The following is an 18992-nucleotide window of genomic DNA, read 5'->3' as shown; positions in this document are numbered from 1 at the left end:
ACCTCCTGACTCGACCTGTTCTTGCCGGCGACGTCGGAGACAGATCGCGGATGTTGCCGATCCGGCGCGGCGGGCCCGGAACTTGTCGGTGCGGGGTCCTAACATTCCGCGGGTGACTGATGTGGAGCTTTTCGGGGACCTGGACACGGCGGCACTGCCGGAGCGGCAGCAGCGGATGCTGGTGGTGATTCGCGACTGGGTGGTCAGGTACGGCTACGCCCCCAGCAGCCGGCAGATCGGCGACGCGGTCGGGCTGAAGTCTTCATCATCGGTGTCCAAGCATCTGGCCAGCCTCGAGGACAAGGGGTTCCTGCGCCGCAGCCCGTCGGTCTCCCGGCCGATCGACGTCCGGATGTTCCTGCAGGAGACGGCGACGCGGGAGTCGGGTGAGGACTCGGTGCCGGTGCCCGTCGTCGGCGACATCGCCGCCGGTACGCCGATAGCCGCCATCGAACATGTGGACGACGTGATGCAGTTGCCGCGCGAGCTGACCGGGCGCGGGAACGTGTTCGGCCTGCGGGTCCGCGGTGAGTCGATGATCGACGCGGCCATCTGCGACGGCGACATCGTCGTGGTCCGGCAGCAATCCGAGGCGCACTCCGGTCAGATCGTCGCCGCGATGATCGACGAGGAGGCGACGGTCAAGGTGTTCCGCCGGCGCAACGGGCACGTGTACCTGGAGCCGCGCAACCCGGCGTACGAGGTGATCGACGGGGACAACGCGGTCATCCTCGGCATCGTGGTGTCGGTGCTGCGCAGCGTCTGAGCTCAGGCCGGGTGGGAGTGGCTGGGCAGCTCCCGGTCGAGGTGGTCGGCGTGGAAGAGGGCCTGGTCGAGCAGTCTCTGCACGTGGTGGTCGGCGGCCGAGTAGTAGACGAAGGTGCCTTCGCGGCGGCCTTTGACCAGGCCGGCCAGGCGGAGCTTGGCGAGATGCTGGCTGACCGCGGCCGGCGCGGCACCGGCCAGCTCGGCCAGACAGGCGACCGACGACTCCCCCTGCAGCAGCGCCCACAGCACCTTGATGCGGGTCGGGTCGGCGAGCAACCGGAAGGATTCGGCCGCCAGGTGGACCTGTTCGTCGTTCGGCATCTCGAAGTCTTCGATCGACGAATGCATGTCTCGCACTCTAGCTTCTGCCGGGCCGCTGCTCGACGGGCATGCGCTGCCGCTTCACACCGAAGAGGACCGAGACTCCCGGCAGGGCCGACAGCAGCCAGGCCAGTCCGGCTGACACAACGAAGGCTGTAGGCAGCAGTACGGCGTACTTGGACCAGAGGCCGTTCCACTCGACGACGTAGTACGCGATCAGCAGGATGATCGGTTGGTGGACCAGGAAGAACGGCATCGCAGCACGGGCCAGTGGTGCCGGCAGAGGTCGCTGGAACCCGCGTAGACGCATGCCCCCGCCCAGTACGGCGACCAGCCAGCCCCACACCGCGAGGGTGATCAGCAGCGAGTACCAGGCGTACGGCCACGAGTAGCCCGGGTCCTCCCACCAGTCCTCGAGGAAGTCGATGATCCCGGTGGCCACGCCGGTGACGAACGCGGTGATGCCGAGGATGAGGCCCGGTACGGCGTCTCGTCGTACCGCCGCGGTCAAGCGGTCGTCCGACATCACCAGGAAGCCGACGACGAAGAAGTCGAAGAAGAACACGAACTCGCCCCAGCCGTGATCCGGCCCGGGCGCGGCCAGCAACAGCAGGTGCACCGGTACGAGCGGTACGGCGAGCAAGAGGATCGACCCGCGACGTGTGCAGTGCCGGACGATCCAGTCGACCAGCCGCCGGCCGTGCTGACCGCGCAGCCAGAGGAAGATCGGCAGACCGAGCAACGCGAACTGCAGCAGATAGACGAGGAACCACAGGTGGTAGGTGTCGCGGAGCCACAGCGGCGCGTCCCCACCCAGGTCACTGAAGAACGCCTTCACGGACGCGCCCGACCGGCCCTTGTGACTCTCTTCGAGCAGGTACTGCGGCGGCGACAACAGCACGTACGCGATCGCGAACGGCAGCAGCAACCGGAGCAGCCGCTCCTTCACGAAGCCCCCCGCCGTCCGCCACCGCAACGCCAGCCAGGCACCTGCGCCTGACAACAGGAAGAAGAACGCGAGTCCCCACAGCCCGAGGAACGCGATCCCGATCGAGATCCCCTCACTCCGCTCCGCGTTCTTCACGTGCCAGTCCGCGTCGTCGAACGGCCGCAACGTGTGGAACACGAACACCCCGAACACCGCCAGCACCCGCAACCAGTCCAGGTACGAAAGCCGCCCCACCTCTTGACCCATTCCTCAAGAATGAGCCCTGCGCAGGCCATGCCGCACCGGTACACCGGCCTTCCCAACGTCGCACACCTGGCGCTAACATCGCCACATGGCGATGACAACGCGCATCAAAGATCCTGCGGTCGACGAGAGTGCTGCGCTGAGTGTGGCGGCGTGTCTGTTCCACGGGTTCAGTGATCCGTCGCGACTGGCGATCGTGCGGCATCTCACGCTGGGTGAGCACCGGGTCGTCGACCTGACCGAGCACTTGGGCCTGGCCCAATCGACAGTGTCGAAGCACCTGTCCTGCTTGCGTGACTGCGGACTGGTCGACTCCCGGCCGCAGGGCCGGGCCTCGCTGTTCAGCCTCACCCACCCGGAGGCGACCCTCGAGCTGCTGTCGGCCGCCGAGCGGTTGCTGGGCCTGACCGGCGACGCCGTTGCTCTGTGCCCGGTCTACGGCACGGCCGCGCAGGAGGTTCAGCCGTGAGCGAGCAACAGATTCCGCTGCAGCTCAGCACTCGCCCGACCACCTGGACGACCGACCCCGAGCAGCGGCGTCGCTTGAGCCGGCGTGCGCAACTGCTGGCCGGTGCTTCGGTGACCTACAACGTGATCGAGGCGGCCATCGCCATCACCGCCGGGCTGGTCGCCGGATCGGTTGCCCTGGTCGGCTTCGGGCTCGATTCGGTCGTCGAGGTGTCCAGCGGCCTGATCATCCTGTGGCAGTTCGGCCATCGGCTGCCCGAGACTCGCGAGCGCCAGGCGCTCCGGTTGCTGGCATTCTCGTTCTTCGGACTCGCCGCCTACGTCACCTTCGAGTCGGCCCGTGCCCTGATCAGCGGCAGCGAGCCCGATCCATCACCGGTGGGCATCGGCCTGGCGATCGCTTCCCTCATCGTGATGCCGTTCCTGTCCTGGGCCCAGCGTCGTACCGGCAAGGCGCTCGGCTCCGACGCAGTCGTTGCCGACAGCACCCAAACTCTCCTCTGCACCTACCTGTCCGCCGTCCTCCTGGCCGGCCTCCTCCTGAACGCAACGCTCGGCTGGGCCTGGGCCGACCCGATCGCCGGCCTCTTCATCGCCGCCGTCGCCGCCAAGGAAGGCCGAGAGGCCTGGCGCGGCAAAGGTTGTTGCTCTGATCCGACTGCTCCCTGTGGGATTGCTGCTACCGAGCGCTGACGTGCGCCCGGGCGGCAGGATCGGTGTGCGACGGAGCTGGGGCTCACCGTGACGACTAGCAGGGAAACGCCTTGTTTACTAGGGCATTTGGGTACTGGACTTTTCAAAGAGCAGGTTGGCAGGGTGTGGAGCGGGGCGACCGGGGGGAGCTTGTCCAACGCATGGGGGAACACGCATGTCCGTCAAGGATCGCCTGCAGGTAGGGGTCAACGGGGTACTCCGGCCGTTCGGCGTACAGCTGGTTCGTGGGTTCAGCACTGATCCGTTGATCAGTCCGTTCCTGCCGGCGCGACAAACGATCAAGCGCGCCACGGCAGCAGGACTGTCGGTCGGCGACTATCTCGACAACTACAGCTCGGAACCGGGCGCAACGGCCGACACCGTCAGCGCGATGCTCGCGGCCAGTGGCCTGTCCGAGGCGGGTGCCGTCGGCAAGGTTCTCGAGATCGGGCCGGGCTCCGGCCGGTACACGTCCCGGGTGATCATGGCGCTGCGGCCGCAGACGTACGACGTCTACGAGACGGCGCCGGACTGGGTCCGCTATCTCCGCGGTGAGTTCCCGGAGCTCACGTTCCACCCGGCCGACGGCCACACGCTGGCGTCCACCGGCTCGTCCACGGTCGATCTCGTCCACGCGCACAAACTGCTCTGCTACATCCCGTTCGTCACCGCCGTCTGCTACCTCGACGAGATGGCCCGGGTGGTCCGTCCCGGCGGCACGGCGGCGTTCGACCTCATCACCGACGACTGCATGGACTCGCAGATGACGAAGACGTGGCTGGCCGAGCCTTCACGTGGCGCCATCTACTCGGTCGCGCCGCGCGACTGGGTGCTCCAGTTCATGGCCCAGCGCGACCTCGAGCTCACCGGCAGCCATTTCGTCCCGCTCAGCGGCGGCCGCACCGAACTGCTCGTCTTCACCCGCAGGTGACACAGGTCCCGGCCGGCAGGGACCTCTGGCACTGCGACGACCTACGGGGGGACCGCTGAGATGGGAGGAGGTGCTTGAGGGGAGCCAGTGATGACAGCGTCCAACCAGTCCCGGGCGACGAACGGAGATGACCAGTCCAGCCGGGCGACCCGCGTCGGACTCGCACGGACGGAGGGGTGCGAGCGAGCCGACGCGGACGCGCTGCCGGCTGGGGCGCTGATCCGGTTAGCCGGGGCGCTGGACACCACGGTGGCCAACCGCATCCGGCGCATCCCGGTGCGCGGATCGTCCGCGCTGCACCCGGTCCTGGACCACCTCAGGGAGGACGAGTGCCTGGAACTGGTCGCGGCGGGAGACTCCGGCCGGCTCGGGTTCGAGCTGGCCGGCCGGCTGGCGGTGATGTCGGTGACCTACACGCTGCACGACCGAAGGCTGATCATCCGGACCGGAGCAACGACCTCGATCGCCCGGTACGGCGACGGGCCGGTGGCCTTCGAGGCGGATGGGATCGACGAGGCCGAGCGTGAGGGCTGGAGCGTCCTGGTCTCGGGATGGAGCTCGGTGCAGAGGTGGGGAGGGCTGATGGATGGGGACAACGAGGTTCTCGTCCTGGTCGAGCCGGAACACGTCAGTGGTCGCCGGATCCGGACCTGGTGACGCGGTCCTCAGGGTGAACCGGAGATGGTGATGCGGACAGCACGGCGCTTCGATCGCAGCGGGCTCGAGATCCTCGACCCGGGCGAGTGCCTGCGGCTGCTCCAGTCCGTCCCGGTCGGCCGCCTCGTCTTCACCCAGGGCGGTCTGCCCGCCGTCCGGCTGGTCAACTTCTCGATCGACGGCGACACGATCGTGTTCGCCTCCGACGACGGGGAGAAGTTCTGGGCCGCGGAGCGGGGCGACGTGGTCGCGTTCGAGGTGGACGAGATCGACCTCGACCGCCACCTCGGCTGGACCGTCACCGCGGTCGGCCACCTGTCCGTCGTACCGGTCGGCGAAGCCTCCCAGCTGCGGCGGGCCACCCCGCTGCGAACCTGGGCGCCGTTGCCCGAACAGCGGCTGATCCGCCTCGGCGCCGAGTCGCTCACCGGCCGCCGCCTGGTCCCCTGGGGTCAGCGCCCGCGGCCCTGACCCCTCCGACGGTCGTTCCCAACCAGCCCTTCCATCCGTACGGTGGACAGCGTGGGAGGGACTTCGAAGGACCGGGTGGACAAGGCTCTCCTGGACGCCGTGATCGGGATCGGCACCGACCTGGACCTCAGCGGCACGCTGGACCGGATCGTCACCGCGGCCTGTGCGCTCGTCGGCGCCCGGTACGGCGCGCTGGGCGTGGTCGGCCCCAACGGCAAGCGCATGATCCGGTTCATCCCCCACGGCGTCACCGAGGCCGAGATCGCCGCGATCGGCCCGCTCCCGGAGGGACACGGTCTGCTCGGACTCCTGATCGAGCACCCGGTGCCGCTCCGGCTCCACGACCTGACCGCGCATCCGCAGTCGTTCGGCTTCCCGCCGAACCACCCGCCGATGCAGAGCTTCCTCGGCGTACCGATCCGCACCCGGGAGCACGTCTACGGCAACCTCTACCTGACCGAGAAGGCCGCGGGCGCCGACTTCACCGAGGAGGACGAGCACGCGGTCACCGCGCTCGCGGCCGCGGCCGGCGTCGTGATCGACAACGCCCGCCTGTACGACGACACCGAGCGCCGGCGCCGCTGGCACGAGGTGACCGCCGAGATCACCCAGCTGATGCTCGGCGACTTCGACCCCGGCGACGCGCTCCGGCTGATCGCCCGCCGCGCCCGCGAGGTGTCCGGCTCCTTGGTCGGCGTCGTGATGTTGTCCTCCGGCGACGGCCTGGTGATCGAGGCGATCGACGGGCCCGAGGAGTTCCAGCAGTACGTCGGCCGACGGCTGCCGGGTGACCTGCCGGTGCTCGGTGCCATCGTGCACGGCGATCGGCGGGTGGTGATCGACGATCTGGCCCAGGCGGCGAAGGAGAGTGGCCGGCTGGCCGACGTACCGGAGATCAAGTCGCTGGGACGCAGCGTGGTGGCGCCGCTGCCGGCCGGGACGCATGTGACCGGTGGGCTGTTGCTGGTTGCGGCCGAACGCGGCGCCGTCCTCGAGGGGACCGATCTGGTCCGGATGTTCGCGGGGCAGGCGACGCTCGCTCTGGACCGTGCGCAGGCGCAGCGCGACCAGTCGATGATCGCGGTGCTGGAGGACCGCGACCGGATCGCCCGCGATCTGCACGATCTGGTCATCCAGCGACTGTTCGCGACCGGACTGCAACTGCAGGGGATGCATCGGATGGTCAGCCCGGAGGTGCAGGAACGCATCGGCCGAGCCGTCGAGGACATCGACGCCACCATCCGCGACCTGCGCGCCGCCATCTTCGAGCTGCATCACCAGCCCGGCCACCGATCGCTGCGCGCGGACGTCCAGACGCTGGTCGCGGAGTACGCCGACTCGCTCGGTTTCCGGCCGCACCTCACCTGCGAAGGTCCACTGGACACCGCCGTACCGGTGAGGGTGCGGCCGCAGATCCTGGCCGCGATCCGGGAGTCGTTGTCGAACGTCGTCCGCCATGCCCAGGCGTCCGAGGTCACCGTCGACGTCAGCGTTGCCGACGGCGAGGTCGTCACCCGGGTCGCCGACAACGGTGTCGGCTTCGACGCCGGACAGCACCAGAGCGGTCTGCGCAATCTGCGCGAACGCGCCGAGACCCTCGGCGGCACTGTCCTGCTGGAGTCCAACCAACCGCACGGCACGGTGCTTGAGCTGCGCGCCCCACTGGGTTGATTCACCTTCCCGCGGCCCGCCGGGAAGCGGCGTGGTCGGTGGCAACCCCCTGTTGGTGCCACCCGTCATCCGCTCCGGCGGGCCGGGAAGGTCCCCCTCTGCGTCAACAATGCCGCCGGCGCCACCGGCTCCGACAGGGCCGAAAGTCCCGAACTGCCGAGGACGTTCCGCCCCCGTGGCCAGCGGGTGGGTCGCGATCGTAGGCTGAGCCTTGGCCCCCCGGGAGGAGACGTGCGTACCGATCACCCCGAATCGCGCATCGTGCCCGAGCAACCCACCGCCGTACTGCGAGCGACCCTGCACCGCGACGAGGTGCGGGGCTGGTTCCGTACGGCGTTCGACGTGGTCGCCGAGTACCTGCGCCGGCACGGCATCCCGCCGGGTGGATTCCCGTTCGCCCGGTATCACGTCCGGGCCGACGGTCTCTTCGAGGTCGAGGCCGGGTTCCCGGTGGCCGTGCGGATCAGCGGCGATCGCCAGATCCTGCCGTCCTGCCTGCCCGGCGGGCATGTCGTCGTCGCGTGGCATGTGGGGACCTATGAGCAGTTGGGTGACGCGTACCGCGCGCTGGACGACTGGCTCGCGACCGAGCACGGGGCGCGCGCGGGCGATGCGTGGGAGGTCTACCACGACCCGCCGAACCGCGCCCAGCGCTGGCGCACCGAGGTCATCCAGCCGTTCCGGCTCAACTGACCGGGAGACTGAGCGGCGCCCGGGGACTGAGCCGGGGCGCGAGGCTGCTGAGGTCGGAGGGAGGCCGGAGCGTCACTCGGTGACGGCGACGGGGAGTGGCTGCTCTTGTGTCGACCCGGCACCTTCACCGCCGACCCCCCTCACACCTCCATTGCACCGCCGGTCCGCACCTCCCCGTCAGGGCCGAAGGTCCCGACTTCCCCGGTCTGTCGTGGCACTCTGAAGCATGCGGATAGTGATCGCGCTCGGGGGGAACGCATTGCTTCGGCGTGGTGAGCGCCCGGATGCCGACGTACAGGTCGCCCGCCTGGCCGCGGCCGCTCCGGCGCTGGCCAAGGTCGCCGAGGACAACGAGGTCGTCATCGTGCACGGCAACGGCCCGCAGGTCGGGCTGCTGGCGCTTGAGAGCTTCGCCGACACGAGTCTGTCGAAGCCGTACCCGCTCAGCGACCTGGTCGCCGAGACGCAGGGGGTGATCGGGTACTGGGTCCAGCAGGCGCTGACCAACGCCGGCCTCAGCCGCCGCGCGGTCACGCTGGTGACTCAGACCGTGGTCGACGCCTACGATCCCGCCTTCAACGAGCCGACGAAGTACGTCGGGAGCGGCTACTCGGAGGAGCGCGCCCGCGAGCTCGCGCTCACCTCGGGCTGGTCGGTGCATCAGGACGGCACCGAGTGGCGACGTGTTGTCCCATCCCCCGCACCGCAGCGGGTGCTGGAACTCGACGCCGCCGAGCTCCTGCTCCAGAACGGCGTCACGGTCATCCTGGCCGGCGGAGGCGGCATACCGGTCGTCGAAGGCCCGACCGGGCTGACCGGCGTCGAGGCCGTCGTGGACAAGGACGCGACGGCCGCACTCATCGCCATCGAGCTCGGTGCGGACCTGCTGATCATGCTCACCGACGTACCGGCGGTGTACGTCGACTACGGCACTCCGGGCCAGCGTGCGCTCGGTCGGATCGACACCCGGACGCTTGCCTCGCACCACTTTCCCGCCGGTTCGATGGGACCGAAGATCACCGCCGCCCGGCACTTCGTGGAGGTGACCCGGGCGCACGCCGCCATCGGGTCCCTGGACGACACCACGGCCGTCATCTCGGGTACCGCCGGTACCCAGATCCGGTTTGGGCGGTAAGCGCCCGGGTACCGCGAGGATTGCTCGCAGTTCGAACGGGGTTGAACGTGAGGAGTTCCTCGTGGGTATCGGTGTGTCCGTGTTTCTGCTTGCCGTGGGCGGGATTCTGGCCTTCGCGGTGTCGGACCGACTGAGCGGTGTCGATCTGACCGCTGTCGGTTACATCCTGATGGGTGCCGGTGCACTGGGCCTCGTCATCGCCATGTTCTTCGTCAGCCAGCGGTCGAACACCACGCACCGGCAGGTCCGCGAACACCGTCACTTCGAGGAGTGAACCGGCTGTCGGCGCCGCCGCTTACGATGCGCGCATGGCTCTCATTCATCAGGCAACGCTGCGCCCGTCCAAGCTCGAACTTCTGAGTGACTGGCTGCCTACACGCGGCTGGTACGACGGGCCGAAGGGTGAGGTCCAGCGGGTCGCGGCGTACCGGTTCGACGACCCGGCCGGTGCGGTCGGGCTCGAGACGCTGCTGGTCCGTGTCGGCGACGGGCCTGTGCACCAGGTGCCGCTCACCTACCGAGGCGCCCCTCTCGCCGGTGCGGACGACCTGCTGCTGGGCACCGCCGACCATTCGGTCCTCGGCAAGCGCTGGATCTACGACGGCACCGGCGACCCGTTGTACGTCGCGGAGCTGGCGAAGGCGATCGTCGCGAACACCGGCCAAGCCGAGCAGGTCACCCAGGTCGGCGACCGCCTCGAGCCGCGCGAACTCACCATGAGCATCTCGAGCAACGCGCCTGCGGATGCGGTCGCGCCCGCGGTCGGCGCGATTGTGAAGATCGTCGACACCGAGCCGACGGTGATCACCACCGACACCGTCGAGCTGACGATCGTCCGCCGCCTCGACACCACCCCTGAACTGACCGGCACGGTCCTGGCCGGCACCTGGCCCGGCCAGGACACGCCGACCACCCTGGCGTCAGCCCGGTAGCACCTACTTCGTTCCGACGCCGATGTTCAGCGGCGCGGTCAGCACGAGGGGCTCATCGCCGCCGGAGCGTTCGCGGATCATGCCGTCGAGCACCCGGACGATGTCATCGCGCTGCCCGTCGCTGAGATCGGCGATCAGCTCGCCCGGAATCGGATTGCCGCCGAGCGTCCAGTTCCACACCTGGCGTCCGCTCGACACCGTGATGCGCTCCTGCTGCGCGGTGTCGACGACGACACTCGTCAGGCCCGCGTCGATCAGCCGCTGCCGCAGTACGTCGGGATCGGCGACCTGGAACTCGAGCATCGGCTCGTCGTCGGCCGGTCCCTCGAACTCGGGGACGACGACCTGGACGGCACTGATGAAGAAGTGCAATGCCTCGAACTGACTCGGGTCGCCGTACGCGATCAGCAGCACCCGTCCGCCCGGCTTCGTCACGCGGACCATCTCGTGTAGCGCCTGCGGCTGATCGGGTACGAGCATGACGCCGAACTGGGACCCGGTGACGTCGTAGGTGTCGCCGGGGAGATCGAGGGCGTGGCAGTCCATCACCCGACCCTCGGCGTCGAGTCCTTCGGCGGCCGCGCGTGCCGTGAAGCGGTCGATCATCCGCGGTGACCAGTCGGTCGCCAGGACCTTCGCACCAAGTCGTGCCGCGGGCAGGCTCAAACCTCCGGGGCCGGCCGCGACGTCGAGGAACGAGTCTCCCGCACGCAGTCCGGCCAGTCGGAGTCCGGCCGTTGCCAGGTCGGACTCGCCGGGCGCGACATGCTCGTCGTACAGGCCCGCGATCGCGTCCCACGCCTCCACGGGTGCGGTGTGCTGCTCCAGATCTGTCATGGCCAAGACGCTAGGCCGGGTACGGACGGGACGGCTTCGGTCAAACGACGCAGGACCGCGCCGGGGACGTGGGTAGTTCTGTCTAGATCAGGCGGTTCTCGTAGGCATAGGCCGTGGCCGCCGCGCGGGATGGGACGCCGGTCTTGGTGAGGATGTTGCTGACATGACGAGCGACCGTCTTCTCGGACAGACCGAGGTCCCGCGCGATCTCCCGGTTGGTCTTTCCGGCCGCGAGCAGGCGCAGCACCTCCGCCTCGCGAGCGGTCAGGCCGCCGTCGCGCGGGCGCTCGATCCTCTCGACGTCAGGTCTGGCGCCAAGTTGCTCGAAGATCTTCCGCGCGCCGTCGATCTCCAGCGCCGACATCTCGGGATCGCCGAGCGCGTCGCACGCCAGCCCGATCAAGACCCGGACCCGAGCCGTCTCGTACGGCGCGTTCAGCGTCCGCCACGTCGCCGCAGCTACCCGCAGCGTCCGCAGCGCCGAGCCGGCGTCGCCTTCCGCCAGCAGCACCGCTCCCTTCGCCGTCGCAGCCACCGCCCGCAGGTACGGCGCCTTGATGGCCTCGGCGATCTGGTCGAGTTCGTCAACGCCCAGCCGGGCCGACGCCACATCACCCGAGGCGATCATCGTCTCGACGTACGCAGGCAGGATGCGCGACCGCGCGGACGACTCCTCGACCTCGCTCAGCGCGCGAGTCAGGACGCCGGTGGCGATGTCGATACGTCCTTGGGCCAGCCGGAGCAGCGCCAGGCCCGGCTCCGGCGAGCGGCCGGACTCACTGGCCTTGCGGTAGCTCTCCTCAGCCTGACTGAACTCGCCACGCAACCGCTGCAGCTCGCCCAGCTGGTAGTAGGCCGACCCGAGCGTGTCCCACCTGACCGGGCCGGACAGGTGCTCGCAGGCCTGACGCGCAGCCTCCGCGGCCTCCGCCCAGGCGCCGTCCAACTGCATGAGTTCGCAGCGATGGACCAGGCAGTTGCCCCGGAACGGCACCAGATCGGGCTGGGCATCGCACCAGCGGCTGAGTGCGGCGGTCCACTCCCTGGCTCGTCGCAGGTCGAAGACCTCCGAACACCCGGCGATCACGGTGCAGTACGCGATACCGGCGTACAGCGGGGACACCTCGCCTGAGGTAACCCCGACCATTACCTCGTCGAGTAACGCCATACCGCGTGGGCTCTCCCCCTGCAGGACCAGGCACATGCCCTCGCCGAGGCGGGCCATGGTGAGCAGATCGGTGTCGTCGAAGCGCAGACCGGCCCTGCCGCTCTCGGCGAAGGCCGGCTGCGCTTGCTCGACGTCACCGCTCCACATCCGGACGAAGGCGTTCCAGGTCAGCAGCCAAGCGTGTTCCGCACAGTCGCCGCAGCCTTCGAGGACCCGCTCGGCCCGGGCGAACCATCCCATCGCCGGTGCCGTCTCGCCGCGGAACAGCAAGCCGGCCCCGATCGCAGCCGCGTACCGCACGGCCCGGAGTGGATCGTCGCGGCGGACGGCCTCGTGGTGAGCGCGCGTCCAGACCCGCGTCGACTCCTCGTCCCGGCCGGACAGGTACGCGGCGAGCGCGAGGCTCTCCAGGTCGTCCAGCTCAAGTGGCGTCGCCGTATCCGCCGTGGCGAACTGCCGGTACGCGTCCTGCCAGGAACGCTCCGCGAACGACGCCCGCGCTTGCTCCAGTACGCCGTACGTCGTGCTACCCATGTTCGCAGTCTCAGGCATCGAGCACCCGACGAACAGGGCAAGCGTCAGGCGGCGCGGCCGATCTTGAGGGCGGTGGCGGTGTCGACCACTCGACGGGCCTGGTAGCGGGCTGCTTCCAGGGCGACCTCGCTGGGCGGGCCCTCGCCGGACACGTGGGAGGCGCCGTACGGGTTGCCGGACTGGTACTGGATGGGGTCGGTGTACCCGGGCGGCACGATGATCCCGCCCCAGTGGTAGAAGACGTTGCTCAACGCAAGGATCGTCGACTCCTGACCGCCGTGCGCCGTACTGCTGGCAGTGAGCGCCGAGTAGACCTTGCTGACCAACTGACCCTGTTGCCATAGTGGGCCGGTCGTGTCGATGAACGCCTTCAACTGGCTGGACGGCGTACCGAAGCGAGTCGGCGTACCGAACAGCACCGCATCGGCCCAGGCCAGGTCGTCGAGGGAGGCTTGGACCATGTCTGCGGTGTCGCGGAGGTGCTGACTCCAGGCCGGGTTGGACTCGATCGCGGCCTCCGGAGCCAGTTCCGGCACCTTGCGGAGTCGCACGTTGGCGCCGGCCTTCTCCGCGCCTTCGGCCGCGGCACGTGCCAGCGCATGCACGGTGCCGGTGGCGCTGTAGTAGATGACCGCAACATTCACTGGTTCCATCGCGGCGTTCACGGCTCCAGATCCAGCTTCGACCGGCCGGTCGCGAAGTCGGTCGGCACCGAGACCTGGTCGTGCGTGATCAGCCAGGTGCCGTCGATCTTCCGGAACACGGCCGTCCACCGCAGCCAGTAGTCGTTCTTGTCCCCGGTCTGCAGCGTGCCGCTGATGTGATTGAGGCTGTACGCGACGGCCAGGTCACCGCTCACCTGGACGGTGAGGTCCCGGATCTCGTAGTCGAGCGCCGTGTACACCGTGAAGACCTTGATCCAGTTGTTCCATTTCGCCTCCGCGCCCAGGTGGCGCAGCGGCGGCTCGATGTCGAACGAGACGAGGTTCGGAGCGAACATCGTCTTGATGCCGTCGAGGTCCCGCGTCCGCACCGACTCGACCAAGGTGTCGATCCGTTCCCGGATGTCTACTTCGTCTATCGCGTGTTGTGTGGTCATGATCGGTACGACGACACAGCCGGCCGGATTGTGAGGACCTCACACTTCGGTACGCCGTTTCGTCGTACCAGGTGGACGGCGGATCCGACGAAGGGAATCGTGGACACCATGACCGGATCACGAGGCGACCGGCTCGATCCGGGCCTGAGCGCGATCATGAGCGAGCGGCGCCAGCTGATCAACCTGGCGTACCGGCTGCTCGGCTCGCTGGCCGACGCCGAGGACGTCGTCCAGGAGACCTACACCCGGTGGTACGCGATGTCGCGGCCGGAGCAGGAGGCCATCGAGTCACCCGGCGGCTGGCTCACCAAGGTCGCCAGCCGGATCTGCCTGGACCTGCTCGGCTCCGCCCGGGCCCGGCGCGAGCGGTACGTCGGTGAATGGATCCCGGAGCCGCTGCCCGACGGCACCGAGTGGCGATCGGCCGGCACCGCGGTCGACCCGGCCGAACGCGTCACGCTGGACGAGTCGGTGAACATGGCCTTCCTCGTCGTCCTCGAGTCGATGACCCCGGCCGAACGCGTCGCCTTCATCCTGCACGACGTCTTCCGGTACCCGTTCCCCGAAGTCGCCGAGATCGTCGGCCGCTCCCCCGCGGCCTGCCGTCAGCTCGCCACCTCGGCCCGGCGCCGCCTCGACGCGTCCCAGCCGTCGCCGACGCCCACGGCCGAGACCGCCGGCCTCGTCCGCAACTTCAAGGAGGCTTGGCAGGCCAAGGACATCCAGGCCCTGATCGGCCTGCTCGACCCCGATGCGGTCGCCATCGGCGACGGCGGCGGCCTGGTCAGCGCCGAGCTCCACCCGGTCTCCGGTGGTGAGCAGGTGGCGCGCTACTTCGCCTCCCTGGCCGACCGCCGGCCCGGCTTCACGCTGCTCGAGCGCACGGTCAACGGCCAGCCCGGCCTGGTCGCCCAGGCGGACGGCGTGACCGTCACAGTCATCGCCTTCGACATCGCCGAGAGCCGGATCAGGCACATCTGGGCCGTCCGCAACCCGGAGAAACTGCGCCCCTGGCTGACCGACTGACACAGCGCGGCTGTAACGATCGACGGTCCGTCACCGATGTGATGGTTAGACATCGGTGTTCCGAGCGGCAGCGCCGAGGGTTGGTTTGTGCCTGTCGGAGGGCCCGATGATGTGCGAGACGACGCAGCGACTACTGGCGCTGCTCCGGATTCTGGAGCATGCCCCGGCGCCTTTCGGCGCGCTCGGGGACGACGCCGTACTCGACGCGTGGTTCGGGCCCCGGTCGCCGTTCACCGCGCAGGCCGCACAACACCAGGAAGCTCCCGAACCACTGCCACTGTGACCAACTGATCGCCGGCGTCGCTACGACTCCGCGGGCGGTTGGTCGTCGTCCGAATGCCGCGTGGTGGGGTCGACGGCGGCGGCCAGGTCGAGGGCGATGAGGGCGCGGCGGAGGGTTTCGATGCTGGGTTGCGCGGCGGTCGGTGAGCCGAACAGGCAGACCACAGCGCGGCCGTCGATGGTGCGGCCGGCTCGCTCGACCTTGCCCTCGTCGTCGTACAGCAGTTGCCAGTCGTCTTCCTCCAGATGGCTCAGCGCGCGCCGCCAGTCGGCCGTGTGCAGCGACAGGCCGCCGACGAACGGCTCATCCGGTGACGGGATGTCCAGCTCCGGATCGGGGGTGACGAGATAGCCGGTCCCGGTCCTCGGATCCAGGTACGCCGTATGCGTCGCGAACTGGACGACCGTCACATCGACGTAGTCCGACCAGCTCGACTCGTGCTCGGACTGGTTCACAGCCGGTTCCCCCCAGGATCGGTCACGCCGCCTCGACCTCGAAGACCCGGTCGAGTCCGGTCCGGCGGAGTACGTCGGTCATCTTCCGGCTGGCGTGCCGGATGACGACTCCCCCACCACGGCGACGGCACACCCGGTGCGTGTCCAGCAGGGCAGCCAGCAGCGTAGACGAGATCTGATCGATCTCCGAGACGTCGACGACCACCAGGCAGGCGCCGTCCATCACGAGTCCGTGCAATCGCCAGCGCAGCGGGGACAGCGCGCCGTCCTGGTCGGCGTCGGACAGCGTCACGATCGCCTTCTGCGGAAGCGGACTGTGCGCGGTGTCGCTCATCGACGGTCCCTCCCTGGACGGTGCGGGTCTGATCCCACTCTCCGGCCCGGACGTTGAGATCTGCCGTACCCCCACTTGACGATCCGATGACTTCGCCGCGGACCGCCGCCCGCTTCTTTACGATCACGTGACATGCGGTGCCGGGCCGTCACAACGCGCGACCGACCCGCCAGGATGTGATGATGCCGATGCAGGTCCTGGTCGTGGAGGACGACGATCGAATCAGGGAGGTACTTCGCCTCGCCCTCGAGGACGAGGGGTACCGGGTCGCCGAGGCAGCCGACACGCCGGCGGCACTCGAACAGATCCGCACCGCGATGCCGGACCTGATGATGGTCGACCTGATGCTCGGCGAGGTCGACGGATACACCTGCATCCGGGAGGTACGCCGGCTGAGCGACATCCCGATCGTTGTCGTCAGCGCCCGTTCCGACACCCATGACATCGTCGCCGGACTCGAGGCGGGTGCGGACGACTACGTCACCAAACCCTTTCAGATCAAGGAGATCACCGCCCGGCTGCGCGCGCTGCGCCGGCGTCTGCGCACCAGCGCCGAGGCTGCCGAACCCGATATCGTCCTCGACTCCGACCCCGGCCGCAGTCTGGTGCTGTCCACCTCGCGCGGCACGGTCATGCTCGACGGGCAGGACGTCAACCTGACCGTGACCGAGTACCGTCTGCTGGCCGAGCTGGCCAAGCCGCCGGGCCGGGTGCTCAGCCGATCCGCGCTGCTGGCATCCGTCTGGGAGCACGGGTACTACGGTGACGAGCGCATCGTCGACGTGCACATCAGGCGGTTGCGCACCAAGATCGAGCGTGATCCGGGCCGGCCGCAACTTGTGATGACGGTGCGAGGGATGGGCTATCGGCTGGATCCGCGATGACGTTCGGCGTTCGTACCCTGAGCCTGCGGCGCCGGCTCGTGCTCGCGTTCAGTGCGGTCGCGCTGCTGGTGTCGGCGGTCTTTGCCGTCAGCACGTATCTGCTGGCCCGCGGGTACCTACTGGCCCAGCGCGAGCGCGTGATTCAGGACGAGACGTTCGCGGACGCCGCGTTCGTCCAGCGCCGGTTGCAGAGCTCCGGGGCCGACGTCGCCGCCGTCCTGACCGCCGCCGGTACGCCGTCCGGTCACACGATCATCCTGAAGTGGCGCGGTCAGTGGTACGCGTCGGCGCTCGACGGACATCGCAACGCCGTACCTGCCGGTGTCCTGGCTGAGGTCGCCGGCGGGCGGGCCGCCGGCCAGCGGTTCCGCTCGAACGACGGGCCGGTGATGGTGGTCGGGGTGCCGGTGCCGGCCGTGCAGGCGGAGTTCTACGAGATCGCGCCGCTGCGGGAGCTGGACGGGAATCTCCGCCTGCTCAGCGCGATCCTGATGGGCGGCGCGTTGCTGGCCACCGCCGCCGGCGCGGCCCTCGGCGCCTGGGCGAGCAGGTCGGTCGTGACTCCGCTCAACCGCGTCGCCGTCACCGCCGCGTCGATCGCGGGCGGCGATCTCGACAATCGGCTGCCGGCGACCCTCGACCCTGAGCTCGCGACGATCGTCGGTTCCTTCAACAGCATGGTCGACACCCTGCAGCAGCGGATCAACCGCGATGCCCGGCTGGCCGCCGACGTCAGCCACGAACTCCGCTCCCCCTTGACCACACTCGTCGGCAGCGTCGACCTGCTCAACTCCCGCCGCGACGACCTGCCGGAGCGGTCCCAGCGGGCGCTGGACCTGGTGACCGCCGACCTGCAACGCTTCCGGCGCCTGCTCGACGACCTGCTCGAACTGGCGCGATCCGATGGCGGCCTCGCGATCAGGCCGAGTGCGTCGCTCGAACTCGGTCCATTGCTTCGGCAGGTACTCGGTGAGGTCGGGCGCGATCCGTCGATCCTGACCGGCGCGGAGGATGTCGTCGTACTGGCGGACAAGCCACGACTCGGCCGGTTGTTCCGAAACCTCTTCGAGAACGCCGAGACCCATGGTGGTGGACTGACCGGCGTCGAGATCAGCCGGGCCGGGTCGGATGTGCTTGTCCTGGTCAACGATTCGGGGCCGGGCATCCCGCCGCGCGACCGGGAGCGGGTGTTCGAGCGGTTCGCCACGGGAGCGACCAAGCGTGGCTCGTCGTCCGGGACCGGACTCGGCCTTGCGCTGGTGGCGGAGACTGCGGTCGTCCACGGCGGGGCGGTGTGGTGTACCGCGTCGCCGAGTGGTGGCGCGCAGTTCGTCGTACGGCTTCCGGAGGCGAGGTTGTGAGAGTAGTTGCCGGACTGATCGCGGCCGCGCTGGTGCTGGTGGGGTGCGGCGTACCGCTGCAGAGCGAGCCGGCGCCGATCGAGCCTCAGGCGATCCCGTCGCGGTTGCAGTCCCCCGGCGTACGAACCGCCGTACCGACGGCGGCGAGGACGACCGTGCAGGTGAACTTCGTCCGCAAGGACCGGCTGGTCAGCGTTGCGCGTGAGGTGGCCGGCAACGACCAACTGGATGGTTTGATCCACGCACTGACGGCCGGCCCGACCGCGGCCGAGCAGGCGGACGGCATCACGTCAGCCCTGCCGCCCGGAATCGCGCTGACCGTCGTGGTCGTCCAAGGGACCACGGTCGGGCTCGAGCTTTCCGGCGAGACCGACGGCCGCTCGGCCACCGAGAGCGTGCTCGCGGTCGGGCAGATCGTGCTGTCCGTGGCCGCGCTGCAGAGCGTGGATCAGGTGACGTTCTGGCGCGACGGCGCACCGGTTGAGGCCCTGCTCGCCGACGGTGCGCTCACCACCGCGCCGCTCACGGCGGCCGACTACGAGGCCTTGCGGTCGCCCTAGTTGACGAGGACGCTGAGGAATCTTTGAGATCGTGTGTCGTTCTCCGGTGCGGGCGGGTACCGAGCCATTGGGAGGTTACACAGTTCTGTACGTCGCCCCTTCGAAGGAGGACCGTGGCTGAGCGGCCGCCCGCGCACAGATCATCCCGGCAGCCATGAACGTCTACTGGGTCATCCTGCTCGTCGTCGTCGCGGGCGCCATCGCCATGCCCTGGGTGCTCAGCCTGCGGCGCCGCCGCGCCGAACCCCAGACGCCCGTCATCCAGGTCATCGGGATCGACCTGAGCAGCTGGACGGACTCCCAGCTGTACGCCGTCTGGGTCGCCACCGCCGACGAACTCCGCCGCGCCGCCCAGTCCGACGACGCCGCCACCGCCGCCCGGGCCCGCGAGCTCCTCCTCACCGAAATAGAACGCCGCCACCCCCGCCAAACCGCCACCTGGCTCACCTCCCCCGAAGCCCTCACCGGCCACCCACCCCACTTCCTCGACCCCAAGGACAACCCGTAGGTCAGCGCGAG

Annotated in this window: 25 protein-coding genes; 17 read left to right on the top strand and 8 right to left on the bottom strand. The window is 69.2% G+C overall.

Annotated features, from left to right (window positions below; genetic code table 11):
* Window positions 1-112 precede the first annotated feature (112 nt).
* Window positions 113-766 (top strand): transcriptional repressor LexA, encoded by a 654-nt coding sequence (gene lexA, locus ACGFIF_RS08070; RefSeq protein WP_393152701.1) that lies wholly within the window; start codon window positions 113-115, stop codon window positions 764-766.
* A 2-nt stretch (window positions 767-768) separates the two neighbouring features.
* Here lexA and ACGFIF_RS08065 read toward each other — a convergent pair whose 3' ends face one another.
* On the bottom strand, window positions 769-1116 hold the full coding sequence (locus ACGFIF_RS08065; RefSeq protein WP_393152699.1) for an ArsR/SmtB family transcription factor: 348 nt from the start codon (window positions 1114-1116) through the stop codon (window positions 769-771).
* Window positions 1117-1126: 10 nt separating this feature from the next.
* Entirely contained in the window at window positions 1127-2284 is a 1158-nt protein-coding gene (locus tag ACGFIF_RS08060; protein ID WP_393152697.1) for an acyltransferase, read from the bottom strand.
* A gap of 85 nt (window positions 2285-2369) precedes the next feature.
* On the opposite strand from ACGFIF_RS08060, the gene ACGFIF_RS08055 reads away from it, so the two are divergent.
* The 10 genes from ACGFIF_RS08055 to ACGFIF_RS08010 all read left to right on the top strand — a co-directional run bounded on the left by ACGFIF_RS08055 (window position 2370) and on the right by ACGFIF_RS08010 (window position 9932).
* On the top strand, window positions 2370-2750 hold the full coding sequence (locus ACGFIF_RS08055) for an ArsR/SmtB family transcription factor (RefSeq protein ID WP_393152695.1): 381 nt from the start codon (window positions 2370-2372) through the stop codon (window positions 2748-2750).
* Complete coding sequence (locus tag ACGFIF_RS08050) at window positions 2747-3442, top strand: cation diffusion facilitator family transporter (RefSeq protein WP_393152693.1); 696 nt, start codon at window positions 2747-2749, stop codon at window positions 3440-3442. Before ACGFIF_RS08055 ends, ACGFIF_RS08050 begins: the two co-directional genes overlap by 4 nt.
* A gap of 175 nt (window positions 3443-3617) precedes the next feature.
* The gene (locus tag ACGFIF_RS08045; RefSeq protein ID WP_393152691.1) at window positions 3618-4373 is read left to right on the top strand and encodes a class I SAM-dependent methyltransferase; all 756 of its coding nucleotides are present in this window, start codon (window positions 3618-3620) and stop codon (window positions 4371-4373) included.
* A 90-nt stretch (window positions 4374-4463) separates the two neighbouring features.
* Window positions 4464-5030 (top strand): pyridoxamine 5'-phosphate oxidase family protein, encoded by a 567-nt coding sequence (locus tag ACGFIF_RS08040; protein ID WP_393152689.1) that lies wholly within the window; start codon window positions 4464-4466, stop codon window positions 5028-5030.
* A 30-nt stretch (window positions 5031-5060) separates the two neighbouring features.
* Window positions 5061-5501: a pyridoxamine 5'-phosphate oxidase family protein gene (locus tag ACGFIF_RS08035; protein WP_393152687.1), complete on the top strand. Its 441-nt coding sequence runs from the start codon at window positions 5061-5063 to the stop codon at window positions 5499-5501.
* A 51-nt stretch (window positions 5502-5552) separates the two neighbouring features.
* Window positions 5553-7172: a GAF domain-containing protein gene (locus ACGFIF_RS08030; protein ID WP_393152685.1), complete on the top strand. Its 1620-nt coding sequence runs from the start codon at window positions 5553-5555 to the stop codon at window positions 7170-7172.
* Window positions 7173-7403: 231 nt separating this feature from the next.
* A complete protein-coding gene (locus tag ACGFIF_RS08025) occupies window positions 7404-7865 on the top strand; it encodes a GyrI-like domain-containing protein (protein WP_393152683.1) in 462 nt (153 codons plus the stop codon).
* A 226-nt stretch (window positions 7866-8091) separates the two neighbouring features.
* Window positions 8092-9000 carry a carbamate kinase gene (locus tag ACGFIF_RS08020; protein WP_393152681.1) on the top strand — a complete coding sequence of 303 codons (909 nt, stop codon included), beginning with the start codon at window positions 8092-8094 and terminating at the stop codon, window positions 8998-9000.
* A 61-nt stretch (window positions 9001-9061) separates the two neighbouring features.
* Window positions 9062-9274: a DUF6458 family protein gene (locus ACGFIF_RS08015; protein ID WP_393152679.1), complete on the top strand. Its 213-nt coding sequence runs from the start codon at window positions 9062-9064 to the stop codon at window positions 9272-9274.
* Window positions 9275-9308: 34 nt separating this feature from the next.
* Entirely contained in the window at window positions 9309-9932 is a 624-nt protein-coding gene (locus tag ACGFIF_RS08010; RefSeq protein ID WP_393152677.1) for a hypothetical protein, read from the top strand.
* A gap of 3 nt (window positions 9933-9935) precedes the next feature.
* Here ACGFIF_RS08010 and ACGFIF_RS08005 read toward each other — a convergent pair whose 3' ends face one another.
* The 4 genes from ACGFIF_RS08005 to ACGFIF_RS07990 form a co-directional block, all read right to left on the bottom strand.
* Entirely contained in the window at window positions 9936-10769 is an 834-nt protein-coding gene (locus tag ACGFIF_RS08005) for a class I SAM-dependent methyltransferase (RefSeq protein WP_393152675.1), read from the bottom strand.
* An 82-nt stretch (window positions 10770-10851) separates the two neighbouring features.
* Window positions 10852-12471 carry a LuxR C-terminal-related transcriptional regulator gene (locus tag ACGFIF_RS08000; RefSeq protein ID WP_393152673.1) on the bottom strand — a complete coding sequence of 540 codons (1620 nt, stop codon included), beginning with the start codon at window positions 12469-12471 and terminating at the stop codon, window positions 10852-10854.
* 44 nt (window positions 12472-12515) lie between these two features.
* Window positions 12516-13124: an NAD(P)H:quinone oxidoreductase gene (wrbA, locus tag ACGFIF_RS07995; protein WP_393152671.1), complete on the bottom strand. Its 609-nt coding sequence runs from the start codon at window positions 13122-13124 to the stop codon at window positions 12516-12518.
* Between the two features lie 8 nt (window positions 13125-13132).
* A complete protein-coding gene (locus ACGFIF_RS07990) occupies window positions 13133-13570 on the bottom strand; it encodes a YybH family protein (RefSeq protein WP_393152669.1) in 438 nt (145 codons plus the stop codon).
* A gap of 108 nt (window positions 13571-13678) precedes the next feature.
* On the opposite strand from ACGFIF_RS07990, the gene sigJ reads away from it, so the two are divergent.
* Both sigJ and ACGFIF_RS07980 read left to right on the top strand, forming a co-directional pair.
* Window positions 13679-14596, top strand: coding sequence for an RNA polymerase sigma factor SigJ (gene sigJ, locus ACGFIF_RS07985; protein WP_393152667.1), 918 nt, complete (start codon window positions 13679-13681; stop codon window positions 14594-14596).
* 106 nt (window positions 14597-14702) lie between these two features.
* Window positions 14703-14879: a hypothetical protein gene (locus ACGFIF_RS07980; RefSeq protein ID WP_393152665.1), complete on the top strand. Its 177-nt coding sequence runs from the start codon at window positions 14703-14705 to the stop codon at window positions 14877-14879.
* Window positions 14880-14899: 20 nt separating this feature from the next.
* On the opposite strand, the gene ACGFIF_RS07975 is transcribed toward ACGFIF_RS07980, so the two are convergent.
* Both ACGFIF_RS07975 and ACGFIF_RS07970 read right to left on the bottom strand, forming a co-directional pair.
* Window positions 14900-15334, bottom strand: coding sequence for a hypothetical protein (locus ACGFIF_RS07975; RefSeq protein ID WP_393152663.1), 435 nt, complete (start codon window positions 15332-15334; stop codon window positions 14900-14902).
* A 22-nt stretch (window positions 15335-15356) separates the two neighbouring features.
* Window positions 15357-15668 carry an STAS domain-containing protein gene (locus tag ACGFIF_RS07970; protein WP_393152661.1) on the bottom strand — a complete coding sequence of 104 codons (312 nt, stop codon included), beginning with the start codon at window positions 15666-15668 and terminating at the stop codon, window positions 15357-15359.
* Window positions 15669-15850: 182 nt separating this feature from the next.
* Between ACGFIF_RS07970 and ACGFIF_RS07965 the strand changes: the two genes are divergently transcribed.
* The 4 genes from ACGFIF_RS07965 (at window position 15851) to ACGFIF_RS07950 (ending at window position 18981) form a co-directional block, all read left to right on the top strand.
* Window positions 15851-16552 (top strand): response regulator, encoded by a 702-nt coding sequence (locus tag ACGFIF_RS07965; protein WP_393152659.1) that lies wholly within the window; start codon window positions 15851-15853, stop codon window positions 16550-16552.
* On the top strand, window positions 16549-17913 hold the full coding sequence (locus tag ACGFIF_RS07960; protein WP_393152657.1) for an ATP-binding protein: 1365 nt from the start codon (window positions 16549-16551) through the stop codon (window positions 17911-17913). Before ACGFIF_RS07965 ends, ACGFIF_RS07960 begins: the two co-directional genes overlap by 4 nt.
* Window positions 17910-18473 (top strand): GerMN domain-containing protein, encoded by a 564-nt coding sequence (locus tag ACGFIF_RS07955; RefSeq protein ID WP_393152655.1) that lies wholly within the window; start codon window positions 17910-17912, stop codon window positions 18471-18473. The genes ACGFIF_RS07960 and ACGFIF_RS07955 overlap by 4 nt, the downstream gene beginning before the upstream one ends.
* Before the next feature lie 154 nt (window positions 18474-18627).
* Window positions 18628-18981 (top strand): hypothetical protein, encoded by a 354-nt coding sequence (locus tag ACGFIF_RS07950; RefSeq protein WP_393152653.1) that lies wholly within the window; start codon window positions 18628-18630, stop codon window positions 18979-18981.
* Window positions 18982-18992 lie beyond the last annotated feature (11 nt).

Origin of the sequence: Kribbella sp. NPDC049174 (assembly GCF_043197365.1) — a bacterium.
In the GTDB taxonomy this organism is placed as follows: Bacteria; Actinomycetota; Actinomycetes; order Propionibacteriales; family Kribbellaceae; genus Kribbella.
Note: the sequence above shows the minus strand (reverse complement) of the source record. Positions and strands in the feature narration are given on the sequence as shown.